Annotated in this window: 14 protein-coding genes and 1 pseudogene; 6 read left to right on the plus strand and 9 right to left on the minus strand. The window is 64.3% G+C overall.

Features of this window, described 5'->3' with window-relative positions:
- Window positions 1-60: 60 nt before the first annotated feature.
- From F8A10_RS20545 to F8A10_RS20560, 4 genes are read right to left on the minus strand one after another with little or no spacing between them, the layout of a single operon-like run.
- Window positions 61-1,404, minus strand: coding sequence for an LLM class flavin-dependent oxidoreductase (locus tag F8A10_RS20545; protein ID WP_152368353.1), 1,344 nt, complete (start codon window positions 1,402-1,404; stop codon window positions 61-63).
- Between the two features lie 18 nt (window positions 1,405-1,422).
- Window positions 1,423-2,145, minus strand: coding sequence for an ABC transporter ATP-binding protein (locus F8A10_RS20550; protein ID WP_085501573.1), 723 nt, complete (start codon window positions 2,143-2,145; stop codon window positions 1,423-1,425).
- Window positions 2,121-2,981: an ABC transporter permease gene (locus F8A10_RS20555; RefSeq protein WP_152368354.1), complete on the minus strand. Its 861-nt coding sequence runs from the start codon at window positions 2,979-2,981 to the stop codon at window positions 2,121-2,123. The genes F8A10_RS20550 and F8A10_RS20555 overlap by 25 nt, the downstream gene beginning before the upstream one ends.
- The gene (locus tag F8A10_RS20560) at window positions 2,978-4,030 is read right to left on the minus strand and encodes an ABC transporter substrate-binding protein (protein ID WP_152368355.1); all 1,053 of its coding nucleotides are present in this window, start codon (window positions 4,028-4,030) and stop codon (window positions 2,978-2,980) included. The genes F8A10_RS20555 and F8A10_RS20560 overlap by 4 nt, the downstream gene beginning before the upstream one ends.
- A gap of 318 nt (window positions 4,031-4,348) precedes the next feature.
- Between F8A10_RS20560 and F8A10_RS20565 the strand changes: the two genes are divergently transcribed.
- Window positions 4,349-5,101 carry a response regulator gene (locus tag F8A10_RS20565; protein ID WP_152368356.1) on the plus strand — a complete coding sequence of 251 codons (753 nt, stop codon included), beginning with the start codon at window positions 4,349-4,351 and terminating at the stop codon, window positions 5,099-5,101.
- Here the strand turns inward: F8A10_RS20565 and F8A10_RS20570 are convergent.
- Both F8A10_RS20570 and F8A10_RS20575 read right to left on the minus strand, forming a co-directional pair.
- A complete protein-coding gene (locus tag F8A10_RS20570) occupies window positions 5,098-6,195 on the minus strand; it encodes a sensor histidine kinase (protein WP_176224516.1) in 1,098 nt (365 codons plus the stop codon). The genes F8A10_RS20565 and F8A10_RS20570 overlap by 4 nt on opposite strands.
- Before the next feature lie 8 nt (window positions 6,196-6,203).
- Complete coding sequence (locus F8A10_RS20575; protein WP_193668353.1) at window positions 6,204-8,825, minus strand: ATP-binding protein; 2,622 nt, start codon at window positions 8,823-8,825, stop codon at window positions 6,204-6,206.
- Window positions 8,826-9,069: 244 nt separating this feature from the next.
- Between F8A10_RS20575 and fmdA the strand changes: the two genes are divergently transcribed.
- From fmdA to F8A10_RS21640, 3 genes are all read left to right on the plus strand, one after another.
- Entirely contained in the window at window positions 9,070-10,296 is a 1,227-nt protein-coding gene (fmdA, locus tag F8A10_RS20580; RefSeq protein ID WP_152368358.1) for a formamidase, read from the plus strand.
- Between the two features lie 72 nt (window positions 10,297-10,368).
- Entirely contained in the window at window positions 10,369-10,881 is a 513-nt protein-coding gene (locus F8A10_RS20585; protein WP_085501566.1) for an AmiS/UreI family transporter, read from the plus strand.
- 12 nt (window positions 10,882-10,893) lie between these two features.
- A complete protein-coding gene (locus tag F8A10_RS21640) occupies window positions 10,894-11,190 on the plus strand; it encodes a zinc ribbon domain-containing protein (protein WP_217809580.1) in 297 nt (98 codons plus the stop codon).
- On the opposite strand, the pseudogene F8A10_RS20590 reads toward F8A10_RS21640, so the two are convergent.
- Both F8A10_RS20590 and F8A10_RS20595 read right to left on the minus strand, forming a co-directional pair.
- Window positions 11,187-12,357 (minus strand): annotated as a pseudogene (locus tag F8A10_RS20590) (MFS transporter); the annotation flags it as partial. The gene F8A10_RS21640 and the pseudogene F8A10_RS20590 sit on opposite strands and share 4 nt — an antisense overlap.
- A 38-nt stretch (window positions 12,358-12,395) precedes the next feature.
- Complete coding sequence (locus F8A10_RS20595) at window positions 12,396-13,907, minus strand: FAD-dependent oxidoreductase (RefSeq protein WP_152368359.1); 1,512 nt, start codon at window positions 13,905-13,907, stop codon at window positions 12,396-12,398.
- 53 nt (window positions 13,908-13,960) lie between these two features.
- Here F8A10_RS20595 and F8A10_RS20600 point away from each other — a divergent pair, with 53 nt between their 5' ends.
- On the plus strand, window positions 13,961-14,446 hold the full coding sequence (locus F8A10_RS20600) for a MarR family winged helix-turn-helix transcriptional regulator (RefSeq protein WP_406611839.1): 486 nt from the start codon (window positions 13,961-13,963) through the stop codon (window positions 14,444-14,446).
- A 128-nt stretch (window positions 14,447-14,574) separates the two neighbouring features.
- Window positions 14,575-14,781, plus strand: coding sequence for a hypothetical protein (locus F8A10_RS20605; RefSeq protein ID WP_152368361.1), 207 nt, complete (start codon window positions 14,575-14,577; stop codon window positions 14,779-14,781).
- Here F8A10_RS20605 and F8A10_RS20610 read toward each other — a convergent pair.
- Window positions 14,769-16,229: a hypothetical protein gene (locus tag F8A10_RS20610; protein WP_152368362.1), complete on the minus strand. Its 1,461-nt coding sequence runs from the start codon at window positions 16,227-16,229 to the stop codon at window positions 14,769-14,771. The genes F8A10_RS20605 and F8A10_RS20610 overlap by 13 nt on opposite strands.
- Between the last annotated feature and the right edge of the window lie 51 nt (window positions 16,230-16,280).

Genomic DNA, 16,280 nt, shown 5'->3' on the forward strand with positions numbered 1-16,280 from the left:
GCAAATTCTCCTGCAGGTCATGAACAGGCACGGTGGGCGCGCCTGTCCGGTTGGTGGGCGCTACTCTGCGGCCGAGATATTGCGGCGCGCGGTGAACAGGTTTTCGGGCCGGGGCAGGCCGAAATGGTCGCGCAGGGTCCGGCCCGAGTACTCATCGCGGAACAGGCCGCGTTTGCGCAGGATAGGCAGGACATGTTCGACAAAGGCGTCAAACCCCCCATGCAGCCATGGTGGCATGACGTTAAAGCCATCCGCCGCGCCGCCTTCGAACCAGGTCTGGATCTCATCGGCGATCTTTTCCGGCGTGCCGACCACGACCCAATGTCCGCGCGCCCCCGCGATACGATGCATGAGCTGGCGGATGGTCGGCTTTTCGCGGTCGACGATGTCGAGGACCAGCTTGAAGCGGCTTGCCTCGGCCCGGTCGGGATCAGGTGCGATCAGGTGGCGCGGGAAAGGGCCGTCCAGATCATGACCGCTGAGGTCCAGACCCGTCATCCGCTTAAGCACATCCAGCGAATAGGCGGGCTGGGTCAGGCTGTTGAACTCGTCATGCAGCGCCTGCGCCTCGGCGGTGGTCGAGCCGATATAGGGGCTGATGCCGGGCAGCACCTTGATATGGTCGGGATTGCGGCCAACGCCCTGCGCCCGCGACTTGATATCGGCGTAAAATTCTTGTGCGCTGGCAAGGGTCTGATGGGCGGTAAATATCGCCTCGGCATAAAAGGCGGCGAAATGGCGCCCGTCCTCGGACGAACCGGCCTGCACATAGACCGGGCGGCCTTGCGGGCTGCGCGGCAGGTTCAACGGCCCTTTGACGCTGAAATGCTGCCCGGCATGATCAATCGTATGGATGCGGCTGTCATCGGCAAAGATGCCGCTTTCGGGGTCGATGACCAGCGCCTCATCCTCCCAGCTGTCCCACAGCTTGGTGACGACCTCCAGGTATTCATGCGCGCGGCCATAGCGGTCGGCGTGGAGGGGATGGGCCTCCAGCCCAAAGTTCTGCGCGGCCTGAGCCGCCCCGGTGGTGACGATGTTCCAGCCCGCGCGCCCCTGCGAGATGTGATCGACCGAGGCAAACAGCCGTGCGAGGTTGTAGGGCTCGGTATAGGTGGTCGAGGCGGTGGCGATCAGCCCGATGCGGCTGGTCGCGGCAGCAAGCGCCGCGATCGTCGTCAGCGGCTCTAGCCGAAAGCGGCTCGCGTAGCGGATGTTATCGGCCAGCGCCGGCCCGTCGGCAAAGAATACGGCGTCGAATTTCGCGGCCTCAGCCTTGCGGGCAAGCTCTTGATAGTCCGAGATATCCACCGTCCGATGCGGGTCCGAGCCCTTGTAGCGCCAGCCGGCCTCATGATGGCCGCCGGGATAGATAAAGAGGTTCAGGTGAAGCTGTCGGCTCATGTTTGTTGTCCTTGTAACTCAATGGGTTGCGACGCCCAGCTTGGTCAGCAGATGACGGCGAAGCTGGCCAAAGCGCGGGTTGTCGGGCTGGCGTGGCGCGGGCAGGTCGATCGAAAGGTCCTCGACAAATGTCCCCTGTTCGAGCACCAGCACCCGGTCGGCCAGGCTGATCGCTTCGTCCACGTCATGGGTGACCAGCAGAACGGCGGGGCGGTGACGGGCGCAAAGCTCTTTCAGCAGGGCGTGCATGCGGATGCGGGTCAGCGCATCCAGCGCCCCAAAGGGCTCATCGGCCAGCAAAAGCTCGGGCTCGCGCACCAGTGAGCGGGCCAGCGCCACGCGCTGTTGCTCACCGCCCGAAAGCTCGACCGGCCATGAGCGTTCGCGCCCGGTCAGGCCCACCTCCCGCAGCATGCGCCGCCCCGCGTCATCGGCCCCGGTCAGGCCCAGCGTCACGTTTTCCAGGACCCGCAGCCAGGGCAGCAGCCGGGCATCCTGAAAGACCACCGACCTGTTTTCCGGCACATCCAGACGGCCAGACCCGGTGACCTCATGGTCAAGCTCGGCCAGCGCCTTGAGGAAGGTGCTTTTGCCCGAACCCGACCGGCCAAGCAGGGCCACGAACTCGCCCCTGGCGATCCGCAGGTTCAGCCCGTCAAGTATGGTGCGCCCGTCAAAGCTGCGGTGCAGATTCTGAGTCTGAACCACCAGATCATCTATTGCGACAGTGTGCGGCGCCATGTGAGGGCCCTCCTTTCGACAAAGCGTACGGCGGCATCCGAGACGAGGCCCAGCACGGCATAGACCACGATGCCCGCGATGATGATTTCGGTCTGGCCATAGGTCCGCGCGAGGTTGATCATGTAACCAAGGCCGCTGGTGGCGTTCACCTGTTCAACCACAACAAGCGACACCCAGCACAGCGTCACCGCAAAGCGCAGCCCCAGCAGAAAGCCCGGCAGCGCCCCCGGCAGGACGACCTGACGGATAAAGGTCCAGCGCGGCAGATTCAGCGTTTCGGACAGTTCGACATAACGGTTGTCGATGCCGCGCAGCGCGTTATGGGTGTGGATGTAGATCGGCACGATCACGGCAAGGACGATGGTGATGATCTTCATCTGCTCGCCGATGCCGAACCACAGCATCAACAGCGGAATCAGCGCCAGCGTCGGCACCGCGCGCTTGATCTGGATCGGGCCGTCAATCAGCGCCTCGCCCAGCCGCGACAGGCCGGCGATCACGGCCAGCACTGTGCCGATGGCGACGCCGATCACCAGCCCCGAGACGGCACGCCAGGCCGAGACGCCGAAATGTTCCTGCAAGCGGCCATCGGCGATCAGCTGGCGGAATGCGTCTGCGACCGTCCATGGCGCTGAAAAGATGCGCGGATCTATCAGCCCCAGCCCCGAGCCGATCACCCACGACGCCACCAGCAAGAGGCTGCCCAGCTGCATGCCAAAGGGGATGGCGGGACCGGGTCCCAGCCGCACCCGGCCGCCCCTGCGGGCACGTACAAGCGGGGCGGCTGGCGCCGCTGCCGTCGTGGGCTTGAAATCGTCGGTTGCGATCAGCGTCATTGGGTCAGCTCCTCTTGCCTGGTTGCGCTTGAGCCTTGCGCCAGCGCCTCGGCGGCGATCCGTTCAAAGCGCCGGTCAAAGATCTTTTCGGCGCTGAAGGGGGTGTTGCCCGTCGCCTCGGCCAAAAGCTCGATCGTATGGGTGTGGCGGGCGATGACCTCATCCCAGTTCGCGGGAATGACCTGAATGCCGGTCTGTTCAACCGCGGCCTTGCCGTCTTCATAGGAAAGGCTCTGATCCTTGACGTAATAGCCCTGAATGAATTCTTCGGGGTGATCGTTGATCCATTCCGTGGCGCGCGCCCAGAGCCGGACATATTCAGCCGCCGCTGCCGCTTTGGCCGGATCGTCAAGCACCCATTGCGGCGCCCACAGATGGCTGGGGTCGTCGCGCAGCCCATGATCGACCAGTCGCGCGCCGTCGGGGCCATATTGGCGGATGTAGCGGGCGATATAGACACTGCCGAGCGGGGCGACATCCACCTGACCCGAGGCAAGCGCGACCGGATAGACATCGCCCGTGCTGGGGATCTCGACCAAGGTCACATCGTCACGGGTCAGGCCCGCCGCCTCAAGCGTGCGCAGGACCAGCGCGCCTTGCGCCTGTCCCGGGCTATAGGCGATGCGCCGGCCTCTGAAGTCCTGAATGCTTCTGATCTGTTCGCCAAGGGCGGGGCTGACGCCAAAGCGATAGATCGGATGGGCGATCGGGTCCTGCCGTTCGCGATAGGCGATGTTGCGGACAGGAAGGTCGTTCCATGTCGCATGGATCGAGGGAATTTCGGCGACGCTGGCAACGTCCAGCGCCTTGGCGCGAAACGCCTCGCTGGTTTGTGGGCCGCCGCTAAGATTGGCCCATTCGATCTTGAAGCCGACCTCGTCGATCAGGCCCGAAAGCTCAAGCGCCTTTTGGGTGACCGGGTCGCCGACGCGCAGTACGGTACCTTCGGGTATTTTGTCCGGCAGCGGCTCTTGCGCGATGGCGGGTGGGGCAAGAATTGCCAGGCTGACAGCCAGTGCCAGCAGCCGGCGGGATGGAATCTTGGTCATGTTCAACCTGTCCAGAGTGATGGTTCCGGACATCAGAAGCTAACCAGGAATCACTTAATGTCGATAGATATGGTGTATTTAAATTCGCCTGCCGAGAGGCAGGATTTTTCGCCCGTCCTGCACCGCAGAGCATGTTACAACTGCAACAAGAATCGCGCGGGCGCGAAACGGCCGCCTGCGCGGGCTCTGGCCAAGCGGTCGGTAAACTTGGCTTTTCCTGGGGCTATGAAGCTTGATTTTGCGCAGCTATGTTGGCGAAATCTTCGGACGCCCTGCAGCTTGAACGAAGGGCCCTGAGGTCCGACGGAACGCCACGCCATGATCTCTTGCCCGACCGGAACCCCGGTCCCTACGCCCGAAACCGAACCGCCGCAGCGCATCCTTTTTGTCGAGGATGACCGCAAGCTCAGCGCATTCCTGTGCCGCTATTTCACTGAACAGGGCTATCAGGTCGAGGCTGCCCATGACGGCGCGGCGATGCGTCGGGCGCTGGCAGGCAAGGGCTTTGATCTGGTGGTGCTGGACGTGGGCCTGCCGGGACGCGAGGACGGCTATGCGCTGGCGCGCGAACTGAAAAAGGAACACGACCTTGGCATTCTGTTCCTGTCAGCCCGGCAAGAGGCACTGGATCGCATCGTCGGGCTGGAGATCGGGGCGGATGATTTCCTTGTCAAGCCGTTCGAACCGCGTGAGCTTCTGGCCCGTATCCGTGCCATTCTGCGCCGGTTGCCCTCGGGCGGGCCAAAGGCGCAGGCCGAGACGCGTCGGATCGTCTTTGACGGCTGGGTGCTGGATCTTGATGCGCGGGTGCTGCGCGACCAGCATGGTCAGGTGCAGGATCTGACCACCCAGGAATTCAACCTGCTCAGCGTGCTGGCACAGCGGCCCGGACGAGTGCTGAGCCGCGATCAGTTGCTGGACCTGACCGTCAGCCGCAACTGGTCGCCTTACGATCGTTCGGTCGATGTGATGATCGGCAAGATCCGCCGCAAGATCGGCGATACCGGACCGCAGCCGCGGCGCATCCGCACCATTCGTGGCGCGGGCTATATGTTCTCGCCCGAGAGTTAGGGTTGCGCGGCGCTGTCGGGGCGCAGGCATGGCAGGTCAAGAACCACCCGCGCGCCGCCGCCTTCGCTATTGCCGATATGGAAATCCCCGCCGCTGACCAGTGCCAGCTGCTGGATCATCGGCAGTCCCAGCCCGGTGCCACCCGGCTTGGTGGTGAACAGCGGCTCTGGCGCATGATCAAGGACTACGGCATCAAATCCCGGTCCTTCATCCTCGACCGTAAGGCGCGCGTAATCGCTGCCGCGCCAGATATGGCGCAACCGGACCCGCACCGGCCCCCGGCCCTTGGTCGCGTCGCGGGCATTGATCAGCAGATTGACCACAGCGGTCTCGATCTGGACAGGATCGACGGGGGCAAGCAATGGCCGGTCGGGCAGGTCGCATTCGATGCGCATGCCCTGACACAGCGTACGTGCCAGCATGGACACGGCATTGCCGACCGGCTGGCGCAGATCGGCCGGATCGGGCGATTGCGTGGGCTGGCGGGCAAATCCCATCAGCCGCGTGACCAGATCACCCGCCGTCATCGCAGCGTCAAGCGCGTCCCCCGCATAGGGTGCAAGACCGTCCTGCGCTGGCAAACGTTCGGCGATCACCGCAAGATTGGCGCGGATCACCGCCAGCATGTTCTTGAAATCATGTGACAGGCCAGCCGCCAGCCGCGATGTCGCCTCGATCTGGCGCATCAGGGCCAGTTCGCGTTCGGCACGGGCCTTGGCGGCACGCAGCTCGACCAGTTGAAAGCAGCGCTCAAGCGCCTGCATCAGCTCATCCAGAAAGAAGGGCTTGCGCAGATAATCGTATGCCCCCGCTTTCAGCGCCGCGATGGCACTGTCGACCGAGGCATATGCGGTCATGATCACCATCACCAGACCGGGATGCAGCGTGCTTAGCCGCGCGGCAAGCTCTGTCCCGTCCTCGTCACGCAGGCGGATGTCGATCAGCACCACCTCGATCGGCTCGGCCTCCAGCAACGCAAGGGCAGATGCGCCGTCCGGGGCGATGCGGCATTCCACCCCTTCAAGCGCCAGCGCGCGCGAAGTCGAGACGGCGAAATCGGCATCGTCGTCGAGGATGAGCAGCCGCCGGGTCATGGCTGGCCTCATGGCTGTTCGTGGATGCTTAGCCGCATGGCCGTACCCTCGGGTCCGGTGCGGGCGATCCAGGCATCACCGCCGTGCAGTTCCGCCACCCGGCGCACCAGCGCAAGGCCCAGCCCCACGCCAGAGGCCTTGGTCGTGACCAGAGGGTCAAAGGCGCGGGCGCGGATCTCGGGTGCAAGGCCGGGGCCGTTGTCCCCGATCTCAAGGATCGTCCGCGTGCCGTCGTGAAAGGCGCGCAAGGTGACATGGGGAACCCGGCCGGGGACGGTTTCGGCGGCCTGCAACCCGTTCTCGATCAGGTTGCGGATGGCAAATTGCAGCCGCGCCGGATCGCAGCGCAGCCGCATCCCTTCGGGCACCTGCATGGTGATCTGCTGCGCGGCGGGATGTTCCGCGACCAGCCCCGCCAGCCAGTCGCGCAGATCGACCGGCACCGTCTCATGCGCGCCCTGCCGGGCGAAATCCAGCAAGATGTCGATGATGCGGCTGCAACGGGCGATGTTGCGGCGGATGCGCTGCACGTCCTCTTCGGCTTCGGGACCAAGGCCGGGGCTGCGTGACAGCACCTCGACCGAACTGGTGATGGTACCCAGCGGGTTGCGCAGTTCATGGCTGATCGTCGCCGCGACCTCGCCCACGGCGGCAAGGCGCTGGCGAACCGCCAGTTCGCGCTGGGTCGAGCCAAGCCGGCGCAGGGCGTCGATCAGATCATCCTCGGTCAGGCGGCGGCGCTCATTCGCCATCACGGCCCAAAAGGCCAGCAGCGCCAGCAAAGGGGCCGAGCCCAAAAACACATGCGTTGCCGCCTGCGGGTTCTGCAGACTGGCCGAGAGGTACCGCGCCAGCAGGTAGACCAGTCCAAGCCCCGCCATCAGCAGCGCGAAAACCGCCGCGACCTGCCAGGCGCGCTGCCCAAGGCGCGGCGGCATCCGCTGCAGGCGCAGGGCAGGGGCGGCGGGATCAACCGCGTCCGGTGCTCGCCCGCGCTTGCAAAAATCGCGGCAATGCGGCTCAAGACTGCAACACAGCGAACAGATCGGCCGCTCATAGAAGGTGCAATAGGCTATGTCGCGCGTTTCATAGCCGTGGCTGCAAATCGCGCAGTCGCAATGTGTGCGGCGGCGAAAGACATGGGGCGCGCGGGCAATAAAGCCATGCCCCTGTCGCATCAGACCCAGCCCCGTCGCCGCGATCAGGGACAGGGCAAAGGCGATGGGCGCGGACCAGGCCTGTGCCATTTGCCCGCCAAGGCCCGCGTAAAGCGCCAGCCCCACCAGTGCCCCCAGTGCCATGCCGCCGCATCCGACCGGGTTGAAATCGGGCAGATGGGCGCGCCGAAACTCGATCCGGGCCGGGCTAAGGCCCAGTGGCTTCAGCACTGCCAGATCGGCAAAGATCGCGCCCAGCCAGGCCAGCGCAAGGTTGGCATAGATGGCCAGCACCGCCTCGAGCGTGGCAAAGACCCCCATCAGCATCAGCGCGCAACTGATCGCGACATGGATCAGCAGCCAGATCAGCCGCCCCGGATGATAGCGTGCGACGCGCAGAAAGAAATTCGACTGCGCAAGCGAGCCTGCATAGGCATTGGTCACGTTGATCTTGATCTGTGCGACAAGGATGTAAACCGTCGCCACCACCAGCGCGGCGCGCGGACCAAACAAATATTCATAGGCGTGCCAGAACATGCCGATCGGCTCGGCCGCGAAATCGGGGGACATACCGTCCCCGATGGCGAGCCAGACAAGAAAGCTGCCCATCAGCACCTTGGTGCCGCCGATCAGGACCCAGCCCGGCCCGGCCATGATCAGCGCCCCCCACCAGCCAAGGCGGCTGCTGGCCTCACGCGGGGGCAGAAAGCGCAGATAGTCCACCTGTTCGCCGATTTGCAGCGTCAGTGCGCACAGGACGCCGATGGCACCACCCAGCGACAACATGGTAAAGGCGGGGCCGGGGGCATGTAGCCAGCTCTGCGCGGCATCGGGCTCGGTCCAGGCGATGGCGGCAAAGGGCAAAAGCGCCAGCACGATCCATGGCAGTTGTGTCACCACCTGAAAGCGCGAGATCGCCGTCATCCCGCGTGAGGCGATGGGCAGGATCGACAGCGCCGACAACAGATAGCCCAAAGGCAGGGGCAGGCCGAAACATACATGCAGCGCCTGTCCGATGATCACCCCTTCGAGCGCAAAGAAGATGATCGTATAGGTCGCGTAGATCAGCGAGGTGATGGCCGAGCCGATATAGCCAAAGCCCGCCCCGCGCGTCAGCAGGTCCATATCCACATTCGAGCGCGCGACGTGATAGGCAATGGGCAGGCTGGTGACAAAGATGAATGCCGAAACGATCAGCACCGCCACCACCGTCACATGCACCCCCCATGAGATGGTCAGTGCTGCCCCAATCGCCTCAAGTGCCAGAAACGAAATGCCCCCCAGCGCGGTATGGGTGATGATGCCCGGGCTCCAGCGGCGGTGGCTTGCCGGGGCGTAACGCAGGGCGTAATCCTCGATCGTCTCATCGGCGACCCAGGACTGATAGCTGCGTGGTGCGGGCTCAAGGCCCGGAAAACCGCCCGGGGCGCCGGCCGGCAGGTCCCCTTCGTCGATGGCGCTATGCCTGTTCACCGATCCTCCCCGGTTGCCTGTGCGGGCTGCCTTTGTCCCTGTGGCATCCATCAGCCTAGCGGGCTTTGCCCTGGCTGGGAATTGCCCGTGCCTTGCATGGCGCCGCGAAAGCCCGTGCCGCGCAAGCGCCGGTTACAAAGAATTACATTTCTGCCTCTTTCGGCATGAATGGCGATTACATGCGCGCCCCAGGCTAGGCGCGGAACCGGTCCCCAGAGGCCGGTCGCCAGTCAGGGAGCAAATCATGTCCAGAACCGTATTCAAGGTCGATCTTAACAAGGCCCCCGAAGAGGCCATTCAAAAGCCGCATAACCGCTGGCATCCCGATATTCCGATGGTCGAGACCTTCAAGCCCGGCGAGGTGCTGCGGGTTGAATGTTATGACTGGACCGGAGGCCAGGTCGGCAACAATGACAGCGCCAATGATATCCGCGATGCGGATCTGACGCGGGTGCATTACCTTTCCGGTCCCTTTGGGTTCGAAGGTGCCGAGCCGGGCGATCTGCTGGTGGTCGATATTCTGGATATCGGCGCGCTGCCCGAGTCGCGCTGGGGCTTTAACGGCCTGTTTGCCAAGGAAAACGGCGGCGGCTTTCTGACCGAACATTACCCCGAAGCCGTCAAGTCGATCTGGGATTTCGAGGGTATCTATACCACCTCGCGCCATATCCCCGGCGTACGCTATCCGGGCCTGATTCACCCGGGCCTGATCGGCTGTCTGCCCGATCACAAACTGTTGGCCGAGGCGAACCGGCGCGAGGCCGAGCTGATCGCGACCAACCCGACGCGTGTGCCTCCGCTGGCGAACCCGCCCCATGCCGCAACTGCGCTGATGGGTCATCTGAGTGGTACCGCCGCGCAGCGCGCCGCCGAAGAGGCGTGGCGCACGGTTCCGCCGCGCGAACATGGCGGCAATTGCGATATCAAGAACCTGTCGCGCGGTTCCAAGGTGTATTTCCCCGTCTATGTAAAGGGCGGCGGGCTGTCGATGGGCGATATCCACTTCAGTCAGGGCGATGGCGAGATCACCTTCTGCGGCGCGATCGAAATGGCCGGCTGGATCGAGATCAAGGTCGAGATCATCAAGGACGGCATGTCCAAATACGGCGTGGTGAACCCGATCTTCCGTCCCTCGCCCATTGATCCGCATTTCGACGATTACCTGATCTTTGAGGGGATCTCGGTCGATGAACACACGGGCGAGCAATATTACCTCGACGCCCATGTCGCCTATCGTCGTGCCTGCCTTAATGCCATAGAATATCTAAAGAAATTCGGATATACAGGCGAACAGGCATATATGATCCTTGGCACCGCTCCGGTTGAGGGGCGCATTGCCGGCATCGTCGACATTCCCAACGTCTGCGCGACCCTGGCCATTCCAACGGCGATTTTCGACTTTGATATCCGGCCAAACGGCGACGGGCCGACACGCTCGGTTCCCGATGTCCCGGTCGCCAGGACCAGCTGACGGTTCCTCCCCCCAAGTCGCGCGTTCCGCAGTTCGCCGGGGCGCGCGCGAGGATCTGCAGGAGACAAGATCATGCTGCTTGGCTTTTTATTGTTCTACGTCGGCGCTGTGCTGTTTCTGAATGGCCTGTGGCTGATGGGCCGGATCGAGGACCGCGAGATCGTCGTTATCAACATCATCTCGGGCCTGGTTGCGGGCGCAGTGGTGGTGCAGGGCGCCTTTGGCCAGGGCGCGGACGGGCAAAGCGTGCGTGCGGCGGCGCTGACACTGATGTTCAGCACGACCTATTTCTGGGTCGCCTATAACCGGCTTGTCGCCGTGGACGGGCGTGGCCTTGGCTGGTTCAGCCTGTTTGTCGCCATCACCACCGTGCCGGTTTTCCTGCGCGCGGTGATGGCTGCCGGTTCCGCGACCGAGCTGTGGCTGGCCGCGAACTGGGCGATCTGGGGCGTCTTGTGGTTCATGTATTTCCTGCTGCTGGCGCTAGGCCGTCCGATCCTGCGCCAGACTGCATGGGTCACGCTGCTGGCCGGGATCCTCACCGGCTGGCTGCCCGGTTTTCTGCTGCTTGATGGATTGATGTGAGAAGGGCTTTCCATGCCGATCTATGATTTCGCCTGCTCTGAACATGGCATCTTTACCGAGCGGATGAGCTATGAGGCCAGCCGCGCCGGCGCGGCCTGCCCCTGCTGCGGTGCCCCTGCTGGTGTGCTGCCGGCGCTGCCGCAGATCAGCACCCTCTCCAGCGGGTTGCGCCGGGCCGAGCACAGGGCAGAGGCAAGCTCGTCCGAGCCGCGCGTGGTCAAGCGCAGCCATCTGCCCAGTTGCGGCTGCAACCTGTGCAAGAAAAAGGCGCCGCCCACCTCGCGGCGCTGGATGCTGGGGCAGTGCTGAAGCTGGGGGCGCGCTATTCGAACGCGCCCCCGTCCACCCCCCCCCCCGCCAGATGCGGGGATGTGGGTTGCGGCAATGGCGGCCCCGCCAGGGGCGACGGCCGCGCCGATCCGCAACCCGTACAGCGCCTGACCGACGACAAGCCCTGCCAGCACGGGCGAGAGACATCCGCCCCTGCGATCAGCGACTGCGCCGGGCCCAATGCGACGCCCTGCCGCTTGGGCGGAACATGGCGCGACAAAGCGGCCAGATAGGTGGGTTCGGCCAGTGCATCGGCGGTGCAGACGCATAGAACCGCAAGCGCCGGGATCGTCGTCGCCAGCCCTGCGGTCGTGAAACCTGTGCTGATCAGCGCAAAGATCATCAGGATCAGCCCGCGCCCGGTCATCAACCGGCCAAGCCATCCCGGCAGAAAGAACCGGGCAAGGATGTTGATCGCGCCATCCGCCATGACAAGATAGCTGAACTCACGCACGCCGACGGCGTGGCCGTTCCAGACGAAGGTTTCGCCCAGATAGACCGGCAATTGCGAGCTATACATGCCATAAGCGATGAAATGGCACAGGATGACCGCGATCAATACCCGGATCATCGGCGCGGCTGCGATAGTCAAGATCTGGGCGGGCTTGGGTCGCGGGCGGTCTTTGGCTGGCGCTTTACCCCCGTCTTCCAGCCGCAGCTTCGTTACCAGCGTCGGGACAAGCACCAGCCCCAGCGCAGCAAGGATCGGCGCATCGAGCGACAGGCCCGAGAGCAGACCTTACAGCCCTGCGCCCATGATCCCGCCATGGCCGGACCCGGCCATCAGATAGCCCGCCGCATCGGTGTGATCGGCGATATAGGCGGTGGAGGCCGAGACATTGCCGGCCGTCAGCCCGAACATGACCCGCGCGATCAGGACAAAGACGACGGCCGGCACAAGGGCAAGCAGCAACAGGCTGGCAGCCGCAAGGATCTGGCTGGCCATCAGCACCCGTTTGTGGCCCGGCCGGTCGGAGAGCTGGCCCACAACAGGGGCCGAGGTGAACTGCGCCACCGCCTCGGCCGCGATGACGATGCCAAGAACCAGCGGAGAGCCCCCATAGATCGCACCAGAAAGGGCAGGACCGGCAGGACGGCCGCCGTCCCCGCCGAATAGGTGCAAACGATGGCCCTGACCGGCAGCATGCGCCGCCAGTCAGGGCGCGGGGCCGGCGCTTACAGGGTTACCCACGACAAGGGGTCAGGCCCATGCGGTTAAGAAATGTCTCAAGCTGCGCTGTCGCCTCGCTTACCGCGGGCAGGATCGCTGCGATATAGCCGTCAGGGCGGATCAGTGCCGCCTCGCCCTGGGCAAGCCCGTAGGCCGCGCGGACATGTCCGTCGTGATCAATCAGATCGCCCTGCGGGCCGATGTGGTGGATATGCAGCCCGGCGCGCGGGGTTGGCGCGACCCCCGTGGCCCCATGGACCAGCAGCGTCCAGTGCGGTCCGCGGAACCAGTGGAACAGCCGCGACGGCTGGCCCGCCGCGCCCATGACCGGCGCATCCGGAGCACGTTCGCCGGGCCGAAGCGTGCCCTTGCGTGGCGGCAGGTCGGGGATGAGCGCAGAGTCCGGGTAGCCGATATCAAGCTGCTGCACCTCGCGCCCGCGCCGCATCCCACCGCTTTGGCTTTCCCTAAGCAGCCGCGTGGCAAGGCCCAGCATCCCCTCGGCCACCGGTCGCCGCTCGGCCTCATAGCTGTCCAACAGCGTGTCGTCCGCCCCACCCAGCACCGCAGCCAGTTTCCAGCCCAGGTTATAGGCATCCTGCACGCTGGTGTTCAGACCCTGCCCACCGGTTGGCGGATGGATATGGGCGGCGTCTCCGGCCAGAAATACGCGCCCGACGCGGTAATGCTCGGCCAGCCGTGCGTTCATTGCATAGGCCGAGGCCCAGTTGACGGCGGTGATGCGAATGTCCGCCCGACCAGTGCGGTCCAGAAACATCCGCTCGATCCCCTCTGCTGACAGGTCGGCCCCACCCTCGGCCGGGATCGGGGCCTGGATCTGAAAGAGGTCGGTTCCGGCCAGCGGACAGGCCATCAGCATCCGTTCCTTGTCGTCGCCGTTGAAGCGGTGCCATGCCGTGCGATCAAGCCCGGTCAGCGCCACATCCGCGACCATGGCCCGCGCGCCCAGCGTGCGGCCCGGAAAGGCGATATCAAGCGCCTGCCGCACAAAGCTGCGCCCGCCGTCCGTGCCGACCAGATAGCGAAAGCGCGCAGTTTCATCGCTTTTGGCACTGATCAGGTCGGCAGTGACCCCGTCCGCGTCCTGCCGCAACGCAATGAGCTTGCAGCCGAATTCTGCATGGCGACCCAGTTCCGCCAATCGCTGGCGCAGGACCGCCTCGGTCAGGAATTGCGGGACCATCAGGGCAAGGTGATAGGGCTCGGCCGGAGTCGGCCCTTGCAGCTCGACCGGGCTGATCTCGGCAAAGCTGCCATCGGGGCGATGATCGCGTATCGGCGGATAGATCCCGCCCGCTGCGACCAGCCGGTCTAGCACGCCAAGATCCTCGAAAATCTCTTGCGTGCGCGGCTGGATGCCCTTGCCGCGCGAGCCGGGGAAAGGCTGCGCCAGCTTGTCGATAAGGCGAAAGCTCACACCGCGGCGCGCAAGGTCGATGGCCAGCGTCAGGCCAGCCGCCCCCGCACCGCAGATGAGCACATCTGCGGCATATTCGTTTGCCATTTCTCTCTCCATATGTGTATTACGCACATAAATGGATGGTAAGTGCGATGTCAATGAAAAATATGCAAAATACACATATTAAGAGTCAGATCCGCAATCTGCATGAGGCGCTTGTTGATATCGCCACGCTGATGAACCAGCCCCAGCGCGATGAGGCGCTGACGCGGCAGGCCGGGATTTCGCTGGACCGGGCGCTGTTTCCGCTGCTGGTCGGGATCGAGCGGCGCGGCCCGATCGGGGTTGTCGAACTGGCCGACGGGGTGGGGCGGGACTACACGACCGTCAGCCGTCAGGTGTCGAAACTTGAAAGCCTTGGGCTGGTCGAGCGGCGGCAAAGCCCGACCGACAGGCGCGTCAACAAGGCGGTCGTGACCGCCAAGGGCAAAGAGATGACCGACAAGATCGACGCGGCCCGCGAACGTATCGCCATGGCCGCCTTTGCCAATTGGGAGCCGGGCGAGGTCGATGAGCTGGTCCGTCTGATGCGGAAATTTGCCGACGCCATGACCCATTCGATGGACGAGGCGGGCGAGGCCTGACCAACCCCGCGCCATCGCTTTGCGCGCCATCCGGTCAGGTGACCGGATTCATCTCGCATCTCGTGCGCACCTTTTGGGATATATCAAGAACCCGTGACCTCTTCATAATTCAGCCATGGAGAGAGAGCATGGCTGAATTCGATACGGTTCTGACGGGGCGCGTCATTCTGGCCGGGGATGAGCAGCCCGGCAGCTTTGTGGCGATCCGCGACGGGCGCATTGCGATGATCGGTCAGCGGCTCGCCCTCGCAACAGGCGGGGCCGTGCCACCCGGCGTCGATCAGCACTGCGTCAACGGGCGTGTGGGCATCGTTCTGGCTGATCAAAGGCCCTGACTGCGCAGGATCACGACGAGCAGCGCGAACCAGCCCGACAGCAGGACATAGGCAGCCAATGCGAAACGCCCGTTCCAGCGCAGCGTGACCTCTTGCGGTGTGCGGTTGACCATATCAGCCAGCACCATTGATGAGGCGGTCAGGGGTGAGGTGTTGATCGCCAGCGCCCAGCCCGAGATCAGCGCCAGTGCCAGAACCACGGTCGGCAGCCCGGTCGCGGGTGCGGCAGCAAGCGCCGCGCCAAGGATCGTCACCGTCATGATCGGGTTCATCCCCACAAGTGCGGGCAATATGACCAGCAGCATAAAGAATGCGGGCATCAGCAAACCGCCCGGCGCATAGCCTGTCAGGGCCGCCCCCAGAACCGGGGGCGGTACCAGTGCCGAAAGCATCGTACCGATGAACCCCGCTGACGAAAGAATTGCGATTTCGGTCCGGTAGCGGGGAAAGACGCGCGCGCCTTCGCGCACAAGGCGCCTGCCGACCAGCCGTCCTCCGGTAACGGGGCGGAAATGGCGGTATTGCCAGCCAAGCCACGCCATGCCGGCAAGGGGCAGGGCGACCAGAACCGCGCGGTTCAGGGGCAGGCTGGCGGTGGTTTCAATAACGACTGCCAGCCCAAAGACCGACAGGACCAGCGTCACCAGCCCAACCAAGGCCGCAGGATCGCGATGGCCTCTGGCCGGAGGGACCAGATGCGCCAGATGCCGGGGTGCGGTGATCCGGTCGATCACCCAGCCGAATGTCAGCAGGATCGCGGCGGTGGTCAGGCCCAGCAAAAGCAGCTGGACCCATTCCAGACCGGGCAGGACCGACAAAAGCACCGCCATGGCGATGGATAGCGGAGAGGCGAGCGGCGTTGCCGAAAACCCCCGCAGCAGCGCCAGAAGCATCCTCCGTTCCCGAACCTGCCGCAATTCATCATTACCGCCCGCCGCAGCCAGCGAATTGCGCTGCCGGATCATCAGGCCCAACAGGCTTAACACGCCAAGGTTCAGGATAATGCCGAAAAGATAGCCGCCGATGGTCAGCAGGCCGTAACGGCGCGCCGGGGGCTGGTCGATGAAAAAGGACGCGCAACGCCGCACAAGAACCGAGCTGCGGGCCGGTTCTCGCAAAAAGAACTGGTTGGCAAAGAAAGTGGCAAAGAATGCGCCCTGATCCAGCGCCTGCCCCGCTGCCCTTAGCTCGGCCCCGGCGGCGATTGCCGCGATGGTGAGCATACCCGCTATGGCAAGCATCACCCGGCCATTGCGCTGGATGCCGGGCCATTCCAGCAGCAGATATGCGACAAGCAGCCCGCGTGAAAGGTTGCGCAGCACCACCGAGGGAAAAAGCACCTCGGTCAGAACCGAAAAGATCAGCGTGATCAGGATGATGGCGCTGATCCTGCCCCGGTCGGGGGGGCGGCGGGTCCGGGTCGGACGGGGTCGGACGTCAGCAGCCATCAGGCCCGTCCTTCAGGCGCTGCATGAAACCTCTATCCACATAGGCTCCTT

The sequence above is a fragment of the Paracoccus kondratievae genome, from assembly GCF_009301415.1.
Taxonomy (GTDB): domain Bacteria; phylum Pseudomonadota; class Alphaproteobacteria; order Rhodobacterales; family Rhodobacteraceae; genus Paracoccus; species Paracoccus kondratievae.